This is a genomic window from Luteimonas sp. 8-5 (genome assembly GCF_029763755.1).
Lineage (GTDB): Bacteria > Pseudomonadota > Gammaproteobacteria > Xanthomonadales > Xanthomonadaceae > Cognatiluteimonas.
The window spans coordinates 58,004-75,795 of the sequence record NZ_JARUVM010000001.1; the positions used below are offsets into that span (position 1 = coordinate 58,004).

14 protein-coding genes, 1 tRNA gene and 1 riboswitch are annotated in these 17,792 nt (G+C 68.5%); of the genes, 6 read left to right on the top strand and 9 right to left on the bottom strand.

Annotated features, from left to right (window positions below):
* Positions 1-73 precede the first annotated feature (73 nt).
* Positions 74-2,947 carry a TonB-dependent receptor gene (locus QAA18_RS00285; RefSeq protein WP_279410118.1) on the bottom strand — a complete coding sequence of 958 codons (2,874 nt, stop codon included), beginning with the start codon at positions 2,945-2,947 and terminating at the stop codon, positions 74-76.
* Positions 2,948-3,022: 75 nt separating this feature from the next.
* Complete coding sequence (gene gcvP / locus QAA18_RS00290) at positions 3,023-5,974, bottom strand: aminomethyl-transferring glycine dehydrogenase (protein WP_279410120.1); 2,952 nt, start codon at positions 5,972-5,974, stop codon at positions 3,023-3,025.
* A 9-nt stretch (positions 5,975-5,983) separates the two neighbouring features.
* Positions 5,984-6,116, bottom strand: a riboswitch (glycine riboswitch).
* Between the two features lie 156 nt (positions 6,117-6,272).
* Between gcvP and QAA18_RS00295 the strand changes: the two genes are divergently transcribed.
* Positions 6,273-7,526, top strand: coding sequence for a multidrug effflux MFS transporter (locus QAA18_RS00295; RefSeq protein WP_279410122.1), 1,254 nt, complete (start codon positions 6,273-6,275; stop codon positions 7,524-7,526).
* Here QAA18_RS00295 and QAA18_RS00300 read toward each other — a convergent pair.
* From QAA18_RS00300 to QAA18_RS00330, 7 genes are read right to left on the bottom strand one after another with little or no spacing between them, the layout of a single operon-like run.
* Positions 7,510-8,547 (bottom strand): SRPBCC family protein, encoded by a 1,038-nt coding sequence (locus QAA18_RS00300; RefSeq protein WP_279410208.1) that lies wholly within the window; start codon positions 8,545-8,547, stop codon positions 7,510-7,512. The two genes, QAA18_RS00295 and QAA18_RS00300, sit on opposite strands and share 17 nt — an antisense overlap.
* Positions 8,548-8,560: 13 nt before the next feature.
* Complete coding sequence (locus QAA18_RS00305) at positions 8,561-10,573, bottom strand: M2 family metallopeptidase (RefSeq protein ID WP_279410123.1); 2,013 nt, start codon at positions 10,571-10,573, stop codon at positions 8,561-8,563.
* A gap of 50 nt (positions 10,574-10,623) precedes the next feature.
* The gene (locus QAA18_RS00310; protein WP_279410124.1) at positions 10,624-11,091 is read right to left on the bottom strand and encodes a hypothetical protein; all 468 of its coding nucleotides are present in this window, start codon (positions 11,089-11,091) and stop codon (positions 10,624-10,626) included.
* 22 nt (positions 11,092-11,113) lie between these two features.
* Positions 11,114-11,377: a cell division topological specificity factor MinE gene (gene minE, locus QAA18_RS00315; RefSeq protein ID WP_279410125.1), complete on the bottom strand. Its 264-nt coding sequence runs from the start codon at positions 11,375-11,377 to the stop codon at positions 11,114-11,116.
* Positions 11,378-11,379: 2 nt separating this feature from the next.
* Entirely contained in the window at positions 11,380-12,189 is an 810-nt protein-coding gene (gene minD / locus QAA18_RS00320; protein ID WP_279410126.1) for a septum site-determining protein MinD, read from the bottom strand.
* A gap of 38 nt (positions 12,190-12,227) precedes the next feature.
* Complete coding sequence (gene minC / locus QAA18_RS00325) at positions 12,228-13,025, bottom strand: septum site-determining protein MinC (protein WP_279410128.1); 798 nt, start codon at positions 13,023-13,025, stop codon at positions 12,228-12,230.
* 1 nt (position 13,026) lies between these two features.
* Complete coding sequence (locus QAA18_RS00330; protein WP_279410129.1) at positions 13,027-13,635, bottom strand: GNAT family N-acetyltransferase; 609 nt, start codon at positions 13,633-13,635, stop codon at positions 13,027-13,029.
* A gap of 120 nt (positions 13,636-13,755) precedes the next feature.
* On the opposite strand from QAA18_RS00330, the gene QAA18_RS00335 reads away from it, so the two are divergent.
* From QAA18_RS00335 to QAA18_RS00355, 5 genes are all read left to right on the top strand, one after another.
* On the top strand, positions 13,756-14,967 hold the full coding sequence (locus QAA18_RS00335) for a sensor histidine kinase (protein ID WP_279410131.1): 1,212 nt from the start codon (positions 13,756-13,758) through the stop codon (positions 14,965-14,967).
* Positions 14,964-15,605, top strand: coding sequence for a response regulator transcription factor (locus QAA18_RS00340; protein ID WP_279410133.1), 642 nt, complete (start codon positions 14,964-14,966; stop codon positions 15,603-15,605). The genes QAA18_RS00335 and QAA18_RS00340 overlap by 4 nt, the downstream gene beginning before the upstream one ends.
* Before the next feature lie 109 nt (positions 15,606-15,714).
* Positions 15,715-16,935, top strand: coding sequence for a polyketide cyclase (locus tag QAA18_RS00345; RefSeq protein WP_279410134.1), 1,221 nt, complete (start codon positions 15,715-15,717; stop codon positions 16,933-16,935).
* A gap of 15 nt (positions 16,936-16,950) precedes the next feature.
* Positions 16,951-17,625 carry a DNA-3-methyladenine glycosylase 2 family protein gene (locus tag QAA18_RS00350; protein ID WP_279410136.1) on the top strand — a complete coding sequence of 225 codons (675 nt, stop codon included), beginning with the start codon at positions 16,951-16,953 and terminating at the stop codon, positions 17,623-17,625.
* A 49-nt stretch (positions 17,626-17,674) separates the two neighbouring features.
* Positions 17,675-17,759: transfer RNA gene (locus QAA18_RS00355), tRNA-Leu, on the top strand.
* Positions 17,760-17,792 lie beyond the last annotated feature (33 nt).

Consider the following 17,792-nt stretch of genomic DNA (forward strand, 5'->3'; position numbering starts at 1 on the left):
ACCCAGCTTCCACGCCCCCCCGTTCAGGGGGGCGTGAAGCCCGCGGGATCCGTTCAGGAAACCTGGTGCCGGATCAGAGGAAGTTGTATTCGAGCAGCAGCGTGTAGCTGCGCCCGCGCGGATCGGCGATGCGCGGTTCCCAGCCCGCACCCGCGGCGAAGTCGTTCATGTGCGCGGTGAACGGCGGATCCCTGTCGAGCAGGTTCTTGATGCCGAACCCGAGCTTGAGGCCGTCGATGCCGGTCCAGGTGATGCTGTAGTTGTACGTGGTGTACGCATCGACCTTGGGGTCCCACGCCGGCGGGATGTAGGTGCCGTTGGCGACGCTCACCGGCTCCTCGTCCAGGTAGCCATGGCGGTAGAGCTGCATCAGGCTGTGGGTGAAGTTGCCGCGGGTGTAGGTGAACCCCAGCGTGTGCTTCCAGCGGATGGGCAGGTTGAAGTAGCGCACGTAGGAGCCGACCAGGTTGTCGGTATACGGCAGGGTCTCCAGCGCCTTGGTCCTGAACAGGTTGGTGTAGCTGCCGTTGAGGTGCAGCAGCCAGCGCCCGCCGGCCAGTTCGCCGGACAGGTTGGAATCGACCTCGACGCCTCGGGTCAGGCTGCCGCCGGAGTTGATGTAGCGCCGGTCGATCGCGATCACCTGGTTGTTCGCGTCGCGGATCCAGTTCGCCTGGAACACGTCGTAGTACTCGATCAGCACTTCGCGCGGCGCGGGGCGGATGGTGTTCTCGCGCTCGATCTCCCACCAGTCCACGCTGATGTTGAAGTTGCCCATGGGCGCATACACGAAGCCGAAGCTCTTCTGCGTGGATTCCTCCGGCTTCAGGTCTTCCTTGCCGCCGAACAACTCGTCGGGGCGGATGCTCTCGCAACCGGGAGTCGTGGTGTCGGCGACGCCGCCGGGGCAGGTGGCCGGGTCGGCGAGGTCGAGGCCGGTGTACTGGACCTCGGACACGCCGTTGAACAGCTGGTTGAACGACGGCACCTTGAAGCCGGTGCTGTAGGCGCCGCGGAACAGCAGCGATTCGATCGGCTTGAACTTGAACGACACCTTCGGGTTGAAGGTGCTGCCGAAGCCGGTGTAGTCGTCGTAGCGGCCGGCCAGGGTGACGTCGAAACTGCGGGTCAGCGGCGCCAGCATCTCGACGTAGACCGCGCGGATGTCGCGGCTCACGTTCTCCAGTGCGTTCGCGTCGTCGAACGGTGCATTGAAGACCGGACGCCCGTTGACGCGGTTGTCGCCTTCGAACCGGAATTCCTCGCGACGCAGGTCGACGCCGGCGGCCATGGCCATCGTGCCGCCCGGCAGGTCCAGGCCGATGTCGCCCGACACGCTCGCGTCCAGCGCGGTGACGATCGATTCGCCGCCGTACATCCTCACCCCGCGCGCGGAAGCCGCCTCGAGCGCGGCCATCGCCTCCGGACTCTGCTCCTGGCCGGGCAACAGGAAGGGATTGAGCAGGCCGCTGCCCAGCACTTCCTGCAGGGCGTCGGTGTAATGGAAGCCGCTGCCGAGGACCGAATCCGACTTGCTGGAAGCCCGCGACAGGCCGACGTCGTAGCTCCAGTTGCCGATCAGGCCGCCGATGCCGACCAGGGCACGGTAGGCGGTGGTGGTGGTCTCGATCTGGCGGGGACCGCAGGCCATGCAGCGCCAGCGGTAGGCGATCCGTTCGCCGTAATTAAGCTGGCCGGCGCCGAAGTAGTCCGCCAGGGCGTCATAGACCATGTCGTAGGACTCGCCGGTGACCGGATACCAGGTATCCGGTCCGAAAGTGGAGCCGGGCGAGATCTGGTTGGGCTCGAAGGTCTTGGAGACCTCAACCCTGGAAGCGGACAGCTCGGCATAGGCTTCGTGCACCGAGCCGATCCGGAACGTCGCGCGGCCGACGAAATCGATGCTGTCCATGGGCTGCTGGATCACGGCCGCGGCCGGGTAGTCCCAGGCGCAGGCGTAGCGCGATGCCGGGACGTTCCAGATCTGGTATCCGTACGGCCCCATGTTGTCGCCGCCGCTCTCGCAACCTTCCGCACCGGGCAGGTTGAGGATGTTGATCGCGGTCATGGTGCCGTTGCCGGCCGGATCGGTCAGCCCGGCGCCGATCAGGTTGATGTCGGCCTGGGTGCCGGTGCGGTTGAACACCGTGGCGAACGGCGTGCCGCGGGTGTCGGGCGACAGGCCGCGGTCGGGCTGGAAGGCATTGGAGAAATCGCGGTCGTCGCCGCGCAGGATCGTGTTGCGCTTGACGCTCAGCGTGCCGAAGGCGTTCCAGCCGTCGCGGTCGAGGTCGCCGTGGCCGAACAGGATGCTGCCGCGATAGATGTTGCCGCCGCCGGCTTCGCTGACGTCGACGAAACCGGTCACCTGCGCGCCCTGGAAATCGCGCCGGGTGATGAAGTTGATTACGCCGCCGATGGCGTCGGTGCCGTAGACCGCCGAGGCGCCGTCGCGCAGCACCTCGACCCTGTCGATCGCCGCGAACGGGATCGCGTTGAGGTCGACCGCGCGGCCCTTCAGGCCATGGGTCGCGACGCGGCGGCCGTTGAGCAGCACCAGGGTGGCGTCGGCACCCTGGCCGCGCAGGTTGGCGCCGGAGACGCCGTTGTTGCCGCGCTGGTCCTCATGCACGATGCCGCTGTTGCTGGCCAGGTTGTCCGAGCCGTTGCCGGCGACGTTGAGCACCATCAGCAGCTGTTCGGCCGAGGTGATGCCCTGCTGGTCGATCTCCTCGCGCGTGACCGTGGTGATCGGCAGCGCCTGCTCGACCTCGATGCGGTTGATGCGCGAACCGGTGACCGTCAACCGGTCCAGGGTCTTGACCTGGTCGTCGGTCTCTTCGGTGTCGGAAGTGGTGCCGGCCTGCTGGGCCATCGCCGGCATCGCAAGGACGGCGGCAATGGCGAGACACAGGACCCGGGCCTTGCAGGGCTTGGACGCGGTCATCGGTTTCCTCCCCAGGAGACGGTAACGGGCCTAATCTAATCCAGATCGGGCCCGGGGAGGCAACCGCGGGCCTGATCAGGACACGGCGGGCTCGCTGAAGGCCTCGATCTCGCCCGCGAAGGCTTCGACCGGGACGCAGCTGCAGAACACGTTCTTGTCCCCGTAGACGTTGTCCACGCGGGCTACCGGGGGCCAGTACTTCTGCTGCTTCAGCGAGGGCAGGGGGAAGGCCGCCAGCTCGCGCGGGTAGGCGTGGACCCACTGGCTCGCGCTGACCTGCGCGGCGGTGTGCGGCGCGTGCTTGAGCGGGTTGTCGTCGCGGTCCATGCGACCTTCCTCGATCGCGCGGATCTCCTCCCGGATCTGGATCATCGCGTCGCAGAACCGGTCCAGCTCGTGCAGCGATTCGGACTCGGTCGGCTCGACCATCAGCGTGCCCGCGACCGGGAAGCTCAGGGTCGGGGCGTGGAAGCCGAAGTCGATGAGGCGCTTGGCCACGTCCTCCGCGCTGATGCCGGTGGCATCCTTGAGCGGCCGCAGGTCGAGGATGCACTCGTGCGCGACCAGGCCGTTGCGGCCGGTGTACAGCGTCTCGTAGTGCGGCGCCAGCTTGCGCGCGACGTAATTGGCGTTGAGCAGCGCGACCTGGGTGGCCTTCTTCAGGCCGGCCGCGCCCATCATCGCGATGTACATCCAGCTGATCGGCAGGATCGAGGCGCTGCCGAACGTTGCCGCCGACACCGGTGCGCCCTTGCCGACGCCGTCGGTGCGCACGTCGTTGCCCTGCGCGCCCGGCAGGAACGGCGCCAGGTGCGCCTTGACCGCGCACGGGCCCACGCCGGGGCCGCCGCCGCCGTGCGGGATGCAGAAGGTCTTGTGCAGGTTGAGGTGGGACACGTCCGAACCCCACTTGCCGGGCTTGGCGACGCCGACCAGCGCGTTCATGTTGGCGCCGTCGGTGTACACCTGGCCGCCGTGGCGGTGCACGATCTCGCAGATCTCGACCACGTCCTCCTCGAACACGCCGTGCGTGGACGGGTAGGTCATCATGATCGCGGCGAGGCGGTCGGCGTACTTCCCTGCCTTGGCGCGGATGTCCTCGACGTCGACGTTGCCGTTGGCGTCGCACTTGGTCACCACCACGCTCATGCCGCACAGCTGCGCGGAGGCGGGATTGGTGCCGTGGGCCGACTCCGGGATCAGGCACACGTCGCGCTGCGGTTCGCCGCGCGAGCGGTGGTAGGCGCGGATCGCGAGCAGGCCGGCGTACTCGCCCTGGGCGCCGGAATTGGGTTGCAGGCTGACCGCATCGTAGCCGGTGCACTCCACCAGCATGGCTTCCAGGCCGGCGATCAGCTCGCAGTAGCCCTGCGCCTGGTCGGCCGGTGCCAGCGGATGGATGTCGGCGAACTCGGGCCAGGTGATCGGGATCATCTCGGCCGTTGCGTTGAGCTTCATCGTGCACGAGCCCAGCGGGATCATGGTGCGATCCATCGCCAGGTCCTTGTCGGCGAGTGCGCGCATGTAGCGCAGCATCTCGTGCTCGCTGTGGTGGCTGTTGAAGACCGGGTGGGTCATGAACTTCGAAGCGCGGCGCAGCGCCTCGGGCACCAGCGCCGGCGCGGTGGCGTCGAGCGCGTCGATGTCGGGCAGCACGGCGGCGTCGCCGCCGAAGATGCGCCACAGCAGCTCGACGTCGGCGCGGGTGGTGGTTTCGTCCAGGGAGATGCACAGGAACCTGCCCCAGGCCTTGCGCAGGTTGACCCCCATGGACACCGCGCGCGCGGCGATGGCATCGGTGCGGTCGCCGGTCTCCAGCGCGATCGTGTCGAATGCGCCCTCGTGGCGGGAGGCGGTGAAGCCGAGCTGCAGCAGCCCGGCCTTCAGGATCGCGGCGAGCCGCGCGACGCGCGAGGCGATCCGGACCAGGCCTTCCGGCCCGTGGTAGACCGCGTACATCGAGGCCATCACCGCCAGCAGGACCTGCGCGGTGCAGATGTTGCTGGTGGCCTTCTCGCGGCGGATGTGCTGCTCGCGGGTCTGCAGCGTCAGCCGGTACGCCTGGTTGCCCTCGGCGTCGATGGAGACGCCGATCAGGCGGCCGGGCATCGAGCGCTTGAAGGCGTCGCGGCAGGCCATGAACGCCGCGTGCGGTCCGCCGAACCCGTAGGGAACGCCGAAGCGCTGGGTGTTGCCCACGACGATGTCGGCGCCCATCTCGCCGGGCGGCTTGAGCAGGGTGAGCGCCAGGAGGTCCGTGGCGAAGATCGCCAGCGCGCCCCTGGCGTGGACCTTGGCGACTTCGTCGCTCCAGTCGCGCACCCAACCGGTGCTGGCCGGGTACTGGAACAGCACCGCGAAATAATCGTCGGCGGCGATCGCGGCGTCCCACTCTTCCGCCGAGTTCGGCTGGCGGATCTCCAGGCCGAGCGGCTCGGCACGCGTGCGAAGGACCTCGATCGTCTGCGGATGGGTGTCGCCGAACACCACGATGGTGTTGCCCCTGGCCTTCGACGCGCGGCGGGCCAGGGTCATGGCCTCCGCCGCCGCCGTGGCTTCGTCCAGCAGCGAGGCGTTGGCGATCTCCATGCCGGTGAGCTCGGCGCACATGGTCTGGAAGTTGATCAGCGCTTCCATCCGCCCCTGCGAGATCTCCGCCTGGTACGGGGTGTAGGCGGTGTACCAGGCCGGGTTCTCGAGGATGTTGCGCAGGATGACGTTGGGCACGTGGGTGCCGTAGTAGCCCTGGCCGATGAAGCTGCGGAACACCTGGTTCTTCTTCGCCAGGGCGCGGATCTTCTCCAGCGCGTCGACCTCGGCCATGGAGGCAGGCAGGTCCAGCGGCGCCTGCGAGCGGATCGATGCGGGAACGATGGCGTCGGTCATCGACTCCAGCGATTCATGGCCGATGGCCGCGAGCATCGTCGCGATCTCGGCGTCGTTGGGGCCGATGTGGCGCTGGACGAAGGCGTCGTGGTGCTCGAGGTCGCGAAGCGGGGCGGGCTGCTGGGTCATGGCGGGCGTCATGTCGTGGAAGGGCGCCCCTCTGTCCTTTTGCCTGAGAGTTTGGAAGCGCCCGGCGGGTGGGGAGGGATCCCTGCCGGTCATGCTTCTTGCCCCTTCGGCGCCGGTTCTCCACGGGGGAGCCGGTCTCTCCAGAGTGTGTGCACGCGGCGGTTGTGGGGCCTGAGCGATTACGGGCGTTTGCGCCTTCGGCAGCGGCTTCCGGCCTGGGCCGGCGGGGCCGCTTCTCCCACCGCGTACTGCCCCTGAAGTATAGCTTGCGGGGGGTTGTGGGAGCGGCCGTAGCCCGGACAATAAGCCGATGCTCCCCCACCGGGTTCCCCACTATCGTCGCCTGGCCTTGCTGCTGGGCGGCCTGGCCATGTTCGGCCCGTTCTCGATCGACACCATCTTCCCGGCGTTCCCGGCGATCGGTGCCGACCTGGGCGCCGACAAGCTGGCGATGCAGCAGACGATCAGCGTGTACCTGGTGGCCTATGCGCTGATGAGCGTGGTCCACGGGCCGCTGTCGGACGCCATCGGGCGGCGGCGGGTGATCCTGGGCGGCCTGGGCGTATTCACCTTGGCCTCCGTGGGCTGCGCGCTGTCCACGGATTTCGTGGTGTTGCTCGCGTTCCGTGCATTGCAGGGCCTGTCGGCCGGCGTCGGCCTGATCGTCGGCCGCGCGGTGATCCGCGACGTGCTCCAGGGCGACGACGCGCAGCGGCTGATGAGCCACGTCTCGATGATCTTCGGCATCGCTCCTGCGATCGCCCCCATCGTCGGCGGCTGGATCCTGGGCTGGAGCCGCTGGCCGATGATCTTCTGGTTCCTGGTGGCGTTCTCGCTGCTGCTGATGCTGGCCACCTGGCGCGCGCTGCCGGAGACGCACCCGCCGGACATGCGCCTGGCCCCCGACGTGCGACGGTTGCTGCGCGACTACGTCGCGATCTTCGTCAACCCGCGCTTCCAGCGCCTGGCCGCGGCCGGCACCTTCAACTTCAGCGCGCTGTTCCTGTACATCGCATCGGCGCCGGCGTTCGTGCTCGACACGCTGCGCCTGGACGAACGCGGCTTCGGCTGGTTCTTCATCCCGATGATCAGCGGCATGATGCTCGGTGCCTTCATCTCCGGGCGCCTGGCCGGCAGGATCACCGGCGTCTTGCAGACCCGCCTGGGTTTCGCCTGCTGCGGAGCGGCGGCGCTGGCCAACATCGCTTATTTCGGGATGGTGGACGTGGTGTCGGTTCCCTGGGCGGTGCTGCCGATGATGTTCAATGCGTTCGGCATCGCGCTGGTGTTCCCGATCCTGACCCTGGCGATCCTCGACATGTACCCTCGCCAGCGCGGCAGCGCGTCGTCGCTGCAGGCGTTCACCGGGCTGGTCTGCAACGCGCTGGTGGCGGGGGTGCTGTCGCCGCTGCTGAGCGGGAATCCGCTGCACCTGGCGATCGGGGCGGGGATGTTCACCCTCGCGGGCTGGGCCTTCTGGCGCTGGGAACTGCATGCCGGTACGCGCATGCCCCCAGGCGACCCCGAATACGCGGCGGCGCTGGAACCTACCGAACGCCTGTAGCGGCCCGCCACAGTTCCTGGAAGTGGTGCACGCCGCTTTCGCGCAGCGGGTTCAGTCGGCCAGCAACGTAGGAGCCGGAGGCGAGGCCGCGCTGCACGTCCTCGCAGATGCGCAGGTCCTCGAGCTGCACTTCGTCGCTGAAGGCACGGTCGGCGTCGCGCCTGGCGCGCGCCTCGCCGGAGTCGTCGACGGGATAGTAGAAGTCGAACTCGACCCGGCAGCGATCCACGCCCAGCGGCAGCACCCGGTTGGTCTGCAGGCGCCCGGGCAGGATGTTGAGCATCGTGTTGGGCCACAACCAGTAGTACAGCGCGTCGCCATCGCCGTACAGGCCGGGGTCGCTCTCGAGGGGGCTCCACTGCAGGCTGTGCCATCGCGCCAGTTCGGTTCGGTAGCTGCGGTAGTCGAGCATCCGGTTGAGCGCCGGATGCACGTGGGGGACGTGGTAGCCCTCCAGGTAGTTGTCGACGTAGACCTTCCAGTTGCAGGCGATGTCGTAGGCCGCGTGCTGGTGGTGGCCGTAGCCGGCAAGGCCCCGCCCGTCGCCGATGCGCGCATCGATGCCCGCAACCAGCTCGTCGAAGGGCGTGGCGGCGGTCTCGTCGACACAGGCGAACACCATGCCTTGCCATTCGCGCACCGCCAGCGAAGGCAGGCGTACGTCGGCGACATCGAAGCCTTCGACGCCCTGCATTTCAGGCGCGGACTTCAGCTGTCCGTCCAGGCCGTAGGTCCAGCCGTGGTAGCGGCAGCGCAGGGATTTCGCCGCCAGGCCGTCGCATTGCGCGATGGGTCCGGCGCGGTGGCGGCAGACGTTGTGGAAGGCGCGGATCGGGCCAGGCCCGCCGTCCTCGTCGGCGCCCCGCACGGCGATGACCGGCAGGCCGGCGCAGTCGACCACGACGTGGTCGCCGGGGCCGCGCAGGCGCGACGCATGGGTGAGCAGATGCCAGCCCCGGTCGAAGACGGTGCCGCGCTCGAGCGTGACCGTCGCCGGGTCGCAATACCAGCGCGCCGGCAGTGCGTCCGTGGCGTCAGTCCTTGCCGTCGGCCGAGCCGGCGGCGGCGGGTGCGGCTGCGCTCGACCAGCCGCAGTCGCGGCCCTCGTTCTGCTGCTCCAGCCATTGCTGCAGCGGCGAGAAGTACTCGAGCACCGCGGAGGCGTCGAGCTGCTCGGTACCGGTCAGCGTCTTCAGCGTCTTCTGCCACGGTTGCGACTGGCCTTCGGCGAGCATCGCCTGGTACTTGCGGCCTGCGGCTTCGCTGCCGTAGAAGCTGCACTCGTACAGCGGGCCCTGGAAGCCGGCGGCGTCGCACAGCGCCTTGTAGAACTGGAACTGCAGCACGTGCGAGAGGAAGTAGCGGGTGTAAGGCGTGTTGCCCGGCACGTGGTACTTCGCGCCCGGGTCGAAGTAGTCCTCGCCGCGCGCCTGCACCGGGGCCACGCCCTGGTACTTGGCCTTCAGGTCCCACCAGGCCTGGTTGTAGCGGTCGGGCTTGATCGAGCCGTCGAACACGCCCCAGCGCCAGCGGTCGATCATCAGGCCGAAGGGCAGGAACGCGACCTTGGCCAGCGCCATGCGCATCTGCGCATTGATCAGCGCTTCGTGCGACTGCTGCTGCTCGTCGACCAGGCCGATCGAGGCGAGGTACTTCGGCGTCATCGCCAGGACGATGGTGTCGCCGATGGCTTCATGGAAGCCGTCGTTGGCGCCGCCCTGGAACAGCGGCGGCTGCTTGCCGTAGGCCAGGTAGTAATAGACATGGCCGAGCTCGTGGTAGATCGTGGTGAAGTCTTCCTCGGTCGGCTTGATGCACATCTTGGTGCGCACGTCCGGGCCGATCGCGGGATCCGCCGACGGATTGCCGCCCATGTTCATGTCCCAGGCGCTGGCGTGGCAGACCACGTCGCGGTCGCGCGGCTTGATGAACTGGGTCTTCTCCCAGTAGCTCGCCGGCAGCTTCGGCATGCCCAGCGACACGTAGAAGTCTTCCGCCCGGCGGGTCATGCGCAATGCGCTCTCCAGCTGCGCGCCGCGTTCGTAGCCTACGATCTCGGACGGCGTGGGCGTGCCTGCATGTTCCGCGAGCTGGGCGGTGTAGTCCTGGCGGTATGCCGCTTCCAGCGCACCGGTGATGTCGAGGCTGCCCGCATCCTGGTACGGCTGCAGCAGGTCCCACAGGTTGCTCCAGTCCTGCTGCCACATGTTGCCCATCAGGTGCGCCGGCAGCAGGCCGTTGCCGACCTGGCCGCGCTCGACGCCATAGGTCGCCGCAAGGCGCGTACGTGTGTAGCAGTGCAGCTGCTCGTACAACGGCTTGACCTGGCCCCACAGGCGGTCGGTTTCGGCCGCGATCTGCGCCGGCGGCATGTCGTAGCCGGCGCGCCACACTTCGCCGGCATCGGCGAAGCCCATTTCCTTGGCGCCCTGGTTGACCAGCTCGACGAAGCGCACGTAGTCCTTGCGCATCGGCTGCGAGATGGTGTGCCAGCCGCGCCATGCGTCGAGCTGCTCGTCGTAGTCGCGGCTGGTGCGCAGAACGTCCTCGAGTTCGCCGAGCTGGCGGCAGCTTTTCGCGTCGCCTTCGCCGGTGCAGTACTCGCCCGAGCCGTACATGCCTTCCATCTTGCTGGCGATGCGCGCCAGTTCGGCAAGCTTCTCCGGGTCGCGCGGCGCCGGCATCGCGGTCATCAGCTTGAGCAGCGACCGCGCGCGCGCGGTGGAGGGCGACGTCGCCTGTCCTTCGAAACGGCGCGCCTGTTCGATCCAGCCGTTGAGCGCGGTCAGCCAGCGCTCGTTGGCCTTGGCCGCGAGCAGTTCGCTGTCGCCGGTGATGTAGGTGGACGAAACCCACTGCGCCGCGCTGAGCTCTTCCAGGTGCGTGCGCATCTCGCGGTTGACCCTGGCGATGAAGGCATCGGCGTTCTCGTCGGCCGGAACCGTGCTGCTGCCGGTGTCGGCCTGCGGCGACGGCGAGCGGGTGCAGCCGGCAACGGCGAACAGGGAGGCGGCGATGGCGAGCGCAAGCAGTTTGCTGCGGGACATGGCAGGTATCCGTTTGTCTGGAGCGAGGTTGTGGAGCGAATGGGGGAAGGCTACAACAAGCGCTGGTCGGCCGACACCAGACCGGCGCGGCGCAGCCAGGCCCAGGCCTCGGCGGCATCGTGGCTGACGTAGGCCGCGGCCGAACCGAGGCGGAAGGTGTAGCCCCATTCGTCCATGTCGGCCAGGACGCGGGCCGCGCCGACGCCCGGCAGCGCGTCCCCGAGCAGCGACTGCAGCACGCACACCGCGTCCTCCTCCTCGACCGAGTCGGTGGCGTCGGTGTGGACCGCGGCACGGCGCCCGGGCGGGAGCACGATCAGGTGCGCGGCTTCATGCAGCAGCGAGTGCACGGGGGTGTCGCTGCGCGCGTACACGGTGCAGCCGACGAGCCCGGCTTCGGGCTCGCCCCAGTAGCTGCCGGGAATCGCGGCGCCGTCGGGCACGCGTTCCAGCTGCAGGCCGTAGCGCGCGAGCAGCGCGGCTAAGTGGTCCGCATCGATGTCGGCCAGGGTCAGCATCGCGGCTTCCGCCGCTCCAACCTCAGGCGGTCGCCGCGCGCCCGTCGGGGAGCGACACGGAGATGTCCAGCACGTCGTGCTCGCCGTCCTTCACCAGGTCGACCTTGACCGCATCGACGTCGACGTTGACGTACTTGCGGATCACCTCGAGCAGCTCGCGGCGCAGCAGCGGCAGGTAGTCCGGTCCGCCCAGGGTGCTGCGTTCCTGCGCGATGATGATGCGCAGGCGATCCTTGGCGATCGACGCGGTGTTCTTCCTGGCCCGGAGGAAATCGAACATGCCCATGCTCAACCCCCGAAGAGCTTGCTGAAGAAGCCCTTCTTGTCGGCCTGGGTGAAGCGCATCGGGCGATCTTCGCCCATCAGTCGCGCAACGGCATCGTCGTAGGCCTGGCCTGCAGGCGATTCCATGTCGAGGATCACGGGTTCTCCCTTGTTGGAGGCGTTGAGCACGTCGCCGGATTCCGGGATGACGCCGATGGTCTTGAGCCCGAGGACTTCCTCGACGTCGGCGATGGAGAGCATTTCCCCGGTTTCCACGCGCGCGGGGCTGTAGCGGGTGAGCAGCAGGTGTTCCTTCACCCGTTCGCCGTTCTCGGCGCGGCGGGTCTTGGAGGCCAGCAGGCCGAGGATGCGGTCGGAGTCGCGCACCGAGGACACTTCCGGGTTCACCACCACGATCGCCTGGTCGGCGAAGTACATGGCCAGGAACGCGCCCTTCTCGATGCCCGCGGGCGAGTCGCACACGATGTAGTCGAAGCCGTCGTCGGCCAGTTCCTTGAGCACCTTCTCGACGCCCTCGGTGGTCAGCGCATCCTTGTCGCGGGTCTGCGAGGCGGCCAGCACGAACAGGTTGTCGCTGCGCTTGTCCTTGATCAGGGCCTGGCGCAGGGACGCCTCGCCCTGGATCACGTTGACGAAGTCGTACACCACGCGACGCTCGCAGCCCATGATCAGGTCGAGGTTGCGCAGGCCCACGTCGAAGTCGATCACGGCGACCTTCTTGCCATGGCGGGCGAGGCCGCAGGCAAGGGAGGCGCTGGTGGTGGTCTTGCCCACGCCGCCCTTGCCGGAAGTGACTACGATGATTTCGGCCAAAACACTTCTCCCAGTGTGGTTGTGCCCAGTGCGCGTGCTCAGTCGAGCGCCGCGATCCTGAGTTCTTCGTTGTCCAGCCAGACCTGCACGGCCTTGCCGCGCAGTTCCTTCGGGATGTCTTCGAGCACCTTGTAGTTGCCGGCGATCGCGATCAGCTCGGCGTGGAACTCACGGCAGAAGATACGTGCCTTTTCGTTGCCTTGCGCGCCGGCGAGGGCGCGGCCGCGCAGCGGGCCGTAGATATGGACCGAGCCGTCGGCGATGACTTCGGCCCCGGCGCCCACCGCCGAGAGCACGGTGAGGTCGCGGTTGGCGGCGTAGACCTGCTGCCCGGAGCGGACCGGGGCGGCCTGGATCAGGCCCGGCTCGGTGTCCGGGGCCTTGGGGGCGATCGTGGGCGCGGCGGAAGCCGCGACCGGGGCTGGGGAGCGGGACGCCGGGGCTTTCGCGGCTTCCGCCGCTCCCACAGCCTCCGCTCCCGCCGCCGGTCCGGGCTCGTAGCTGGCGCGGAACTTGGCCAGCAGCGGCAGGCCGAGCTCCCGGGCCAGGGCGTCGTTGTCGCTGGTGCCATAGGCCAGTGCCACCGGCAGCACCCCCGCCTCGCGCAGGGCATCGACCAGGGCCTGTGCCGTGGCCCTGTCCGGCGTTCTGGGCAGGCCACCGAAATCGATCACCACGGCGGCGCGTTCGAACAGCTTGGGTGCGCGTGCGACGCGTTCGCGCATCTCTTCGGCCAGGCGCGCGGCGTCCAGGGTGCGCACCCGCAGGTTGGCGATGCCGACCTGGCCGATCTTCAGCTCCCCCGCGGGCTCGTAGTCCATTCGCGCGGCTGCCATCTCAGGTTCCCGTCGCCCGCGGCGGTTCGGCCTGCGCGGTGCGCGGTGCGGCGATCCACGGCACTTCGGGCAGCGACTCGCCATAGGTGTCCTGCACCCACTGGTAGCTGCACATGTCCTTGAGCAGCATGGCCGCGCGGTGCCCCGGCTTGCCGTCGACGCCCTCCATCACGCGCTGCCCGATCTCGCGGAAGCCGAAGCTGCCGTGGAACAGGAGCGCCGGATCGTTGCCGTCGTCGAGGAAGACCTCGCAGGCCAGGTGCGGATGGCGCAGTTCGGCATAGCTGGAAACGTCGGCATAGAACGCGCGGCCGACGCCGCCGCCACGCCGGCGACTGGCCACGACGATGCGGTCGATATAGAAGAAGTCCGGATAGCGCTCGCGGAACCAGGCGAAATTGCTGCTGTCGTGGGGCGTGCCGGCGCCGAACCCGACCAGGAACCCGGCCAGGTTGCCGTCGCGTTCGGCGATGCGGAAATAGTCGGCGTCGGCGTGGAAGCGGCGGAGCCGGGCGGCATCCAGCGGCAGGATCGAGGGTCCGGCGGCGTTGTTGAGGGCAAGGACGGAATCCAGGTCGTGCTCGCGCACGTCGCGGATGACGATCGACATTCCAGACTCCGGCTTCGAAAACGGTCGCAGCCCGGCGATCGGGCTGCCACGTGGATTATCGCATGGCCCGCATGACTTTCGATGGCTGCCCGGGGCGGCGCGATAAGCCTAAGATGCCGCATGTTCGCGCGACTCAACCACACCAGGCTGCTGCGCTATTCGGGGCTGTTCACCTGGGCCGTGGTGGGCCTGCCGCTGCTGTACTCGTGGCTGGTGCCGCCGGAACTGGCGGAGGAGCCGCTAGGCCTGCAACCCATGCGCCTGCTGGGTTGGGGCTCCTACCTGCTGTTCGGCGCCTGCTATCTCTGGCTGACCCGCAGCCTCGGCGTGCGCAAGGTCACCGGGGCCGATTTCATCCTCCTCGGCCTGCTCACCGCCAGCGCCATCGGGGTCAGCTACTACAGCATCAGCGGCCTGGGCAGCATCCTGCTGATGGTGACGGCCTGCGTACTGCCGTGGCTGCTGCCGCTGCCGGTGGCGGTGTTCTGGCTGGTGGCCAGCCAGTTCGCGGTGGTGCCCGTGTTCATGAGCGGATTCAGCTTCCCGCTGGTGGACGCGCTGCTCCAGTCCGGTTTGTACGTGGGCCTGTCGGCCTTCGTCTTCGTCACCAGCCTGGTGGCGCGGCAGCAGGCCCAGGCGCGCGAGGACCAGCGCCGGCTGAACGCGGAACTGCGCGCTACCCGCGCGCTGCTGGCCGAGAGCGCCCGGGTCAACGAGCGCACCCGTATTTCCCGCGAGCTGCATGACCTGCTGGGCCACCACCTGACCGCGTTGAGCCTGAACCTGGAGGTCGCCGGGCACCTGGTCCAGGGCAAGGCGCTGGAACACGTCAACCAGGCCCATACCCTGGCGCGGTTGCTGCTCAGCGACGTGCGCGAGGCCGTGAGCCGGTTGCGCGCGGACGACGCGATCGACATGTCCACGACCCTGCAGCCCCTGGTCGACACCGCGGCCGGGCTGCGCATTGCCCTGGAAATGCCGTCGCCGTTCCTGCTCGACGACCCCGAACGGGCGCACGTGCTGCTGCGCTGCACCCAGGAAATCATCACCAACGCGGTGCGCCATGCCCAGGCCACCGAACTGCGCCTGGAATACCGCTACGATGGCCGCGCCGTGCGCCTGCTGGCCCGCGACAATGGCCGCGGCGCCGAGGTGGTGGAACCGGGCAACGGGCTGCGCGGCATGCGCGAGCGGCTCGCGGCCTGCGGCGGCCAGGTCGAGGTCAGGACCGCGCCGGGCGAAGGTTTCGAACTCGAGCTGCGCCTGCCGCTGGACAATGGACCCTATTTCCCGGCGCCGCGCGCGCCTGCCGTAGCTGGAGTGACCCGATGATCCGCATCTGCCTCGTCGACGACCAGACCCTGGTCCGCCAGGGCATCCGTTCCCTGCTGGCGCTGGCCGAGGGCGTCGAGGTGGTCGCCGAGGCCGCCGACGGCAAGCAGGCCGTGGAGCTCATTCCGCAGGCGAGGCCGGACGTGGTGCTGATGGACATGCGCATGCCGGTGATGTCGGGGCTCGAGGCCCTCCAGGCGCTGGCCCGGATCAACGCGCTGCCGCCGACCATCATCCTCACCACCTTCGACGACGACCAGCTGGTGCTGGCCGGGCTCAAGGCCGGCGCCAAGGGCTACCTGCTCAAGGACGTGTCGCTGGAGCAACTGGTGGGCGCGATCCAGACCGTGGCCGCCGGCGGTTCCTTGGTGCAGCCAGCGGTGACCCAGCGCCTGCTGTCGGGGCTGGAGCACATGCGCAACGATTTCGTCAGCCTGGACCGCCCGGATCCGCTGACGGATCGCGAGACCGAGATCCTGCGCCTGATGGCCTCGGGCTTCTCCAACAAGGAGATCGCCAACTCGCTGGGCGTGGCCGAGGGCACGATCAAGAACCACGTTTCCAACATCCTGTCGAAGCTGGGCGTCCGCGACCGGACCCGCGCGGTGCTCAAGGCCTTCGAGCTGCAACTGGTGTGACGCCGGGCGCGAAACGGCACACGGTCGTTGGCAGCGGTACGGGCGGCACGCTACGATTGGAGGTCTGCGCCCCGGTCCCGGCTGCCGGGTACCTCCTGGAGAACCCTGAATGACCCGTCTGATCGAGATCCTGATTTCCCTTGCGATCGTGCTCGCCATGTTCCTGCTGGTGGCCCTGGTGCTGCCGTCGAGCCGCCATCTCGAGGAGAAGGTCGAGACCAACCGCAAGCTGACGATCGTGTACGACACGCTCAACAGCCTGCGCCGTTTCCCCGACTGGAACCCGCTGGTGCTGCGCGATCCGCAGATGGACCTCAAGCTCTCGGGCCCGGCTTCCGGCGTGGGCGCGCGCCTGGATTACAGCTCCGACAAGCCGAACCTCGGCGACGGCAGCTGGGAGATCATCGCCACCCAGCCGCGCGCCAGCGTGACCTACGCGCTCGTCAACCCGCAGCGCGGCCATGACAAGGTCACCACCTTCAGCCTGAAGCCGACCGGCCGCTCGGGCCGCAACGTCGAGATCACCCAGAGCTACGACGTCACCTACGGTTGGGACCTGCTGGGTCGCTACGCCGGCCTGTACGTCAGCCGCCACGTCGGCGACGACATCAAGCTCGGCCTGCAGCGCCTGAGCAACATGCTCGCCCAGGTGCCGAACATCGACTACGCCGTGCCGGGCAGCAAGCTGGCCGGGCTGTCGTTCGTGGACATGCCCGCCGAGGACCTGCTGGTGGTCCGCGCCGGTTCGATCGAGCGCAACAACGTCAAGATCATGCAATCGATGAAGTCCAACATGGAGTGGATCAAGCGCAGCATGGACGGCAGCGGCCTGGTCGCCGCCGGCCCGATGCGCATCGTCTCCACCGAGCTGGGCCGCGAAAACTACACCTTCGACGTGGTCGTGCCGGTGCGTCGCGCTTCGGACGCGAAGGCCGAGGCCGAATCGCAGGCCGCCGCCGACGCTGCGGCCGAAGAGGGCGCCGCCACCGACGAGGCGGTTGCAACGGAAGACGGCGAAGCCACCGCCGAGGGCACCGCTGCCCCGGCCGAGCCGGTGCGTGCCGAGATCATCCCGGCCAGCGGCGAGCCGCTCACCGACCTCAAGCTGCTGGGCCCGGTGATGTACGAGCGCACCGAGCCGCATCGCTCCGCCACCGCCACCTACGTCGGCTACATGGCCGAGCTGGAGAACGTGCGCAACGCGCTGCGCGCCTGGGCGCTGACCCAGGGCGAGGAAGCCGTCGGCCGTCCGTACGAGATTTACAAGAACGGCATCGACGCCGCGTTCACCGCCGAAGGCCAGTACGACGTGTACTGGGCCATCAAGTAACGCAACCGTAGAACCTTGCCCCGGTACGCGCGCGGTTTCGATACCGGGGCAGCCCATGCCCACCTGGCGAAGCGCGATCGCAAGCTCGCCGCGTGGATGAAGCGGATCGGGGTGATCGAGCCCGATCCGCGCTGGCGCAAGCGCTTCGACCCGGTAGACGCGCTGGCCCGCGCGATCCTGTACCAGCAACTCAGTGGCAAGGCCGCGGCCACGATCGTCGGCCGCGTCGAGGCCGCCATCGGCAGCGACCGCTTCCATTGCGACACGCTGGCGCGCTGCGACGACGCGACCATCCGCGCCTGCGGCGTGTCCGGCAACAAGCTGCTGGCGTTGCGCGACCTGGCGCGGCGCGAGGAGGCGGGCGAGATCCCCGACCTGCGGCGCATGTCGGTGATGGAGGACGATGCGATCGTCGAGGCGCTGGTGCCCATCCGCGGCATCGGGCGCTGGACCGTGGAAATGATGCTGATGTTCCGCCTCGGGCGCCCGGACGTGCTGCCCGTCGACGACCTGGGCATCCGCAAGGGCGCGCAGCTGGTGGACAAGGCCGGGGAGATGCCCACGCCCAGGGAACTGGCCGCAAGGGGCGAGCGCTGGGGGCCGTACCGCACCTATGCCGGGCTGTACCTGTGGCGGATCGCGGACTTCGCCAGCCAGGCCAAGGCGCCCACGCCGCGCTCGCAGGGCTGACACCATTGACAATGCGCGTGCCGGCCCCGAAAATGCGCGGCTCGCACCTGCCCAGGTGGCGGAATTGGTAGACGCACTAGTTTCAGGTACTAGCGGGTAAAACCGTGGAGGTTCGAGTCCTCTCCTGGGCACCAACGATGCAGACGACAAACCCCGCCGCAAGCGGG

Coding starts and splice junctions, on each gene's coding strand:
- QAA18_RS00295 (WP_279410122.1), top strand. CDS start 6,273: ATGCTCCCCCACCGGGTTCCCCACTATCGTCGCCTGGCCTTGCTGCTG.
- QAA18_RS00335 (WP_279410131.1), top strand. CDS start 13,756: ATGTTCGCGCGACTCAACCACACCAGGCTGCTGCGCTATTCGGGGCTG.
- minC (WP_279410128.1), bottom strand. CDS start 13,025: ATGGCAGCCGCGCGAATGGACTACGAGCCCGCGGGGGAGCTGAAGATC.
- QAA18_RS00285 (WP_279410118.1), bottom strand. CDS start 2,947: ATGACCGCGTCCAAGCCCTGCAAGGCCCGGGTCCTGTGTCTCGCCATT.
- QAA18_RS00310 (WP_279410124.1), bottom strand. CDS start 11,091: ATGCTGACCCTGGCCGACATCGATGCGGACCACTTAGCCGCGCTGCTC.
- QAA18_RS00330 (WP_279410129.1), bottom strand. CDS start 13,635: ATGTCGATCGTCATCCGCGACGTGCGCGAGCACGACCTGGATTCCGTC.
- QAA18_RS00305 (WP_279410123.1), bottom strand. CDS start 10,573: ATGTCCCGCAGCAAACTGCTTGCGCTCGCCATCGCCGCCTCCCTGTTC.
- QAA18_RS00345 (WP_279410134.1), top strand. CDS start 15,715: ATGACCCGTCTGATCGAGATCCTGATTTCCCTTGCGATCGTGCTCGCC.
- minE (WP_279410125.1), bottom strand. CDS start 11,377: ATGGGCATGTTCGATTTCCTCCGGGCCAGGAAGAACACCGCGTCGATC.
- QAA18_RS00340 (WP_279410133.1), top strand. CDS start 14,964: ATGATCCGCATCTGCCTCGTCGACGACCAGACCCTGGTCCGCCAGGGC.
- gcvP (WP_279410120.1), bottom strand. CDS start 5,974: ATGACGCCCGCCATGACCCAGCAGCCCGCCCCGCTTCGCGACCTCGAG.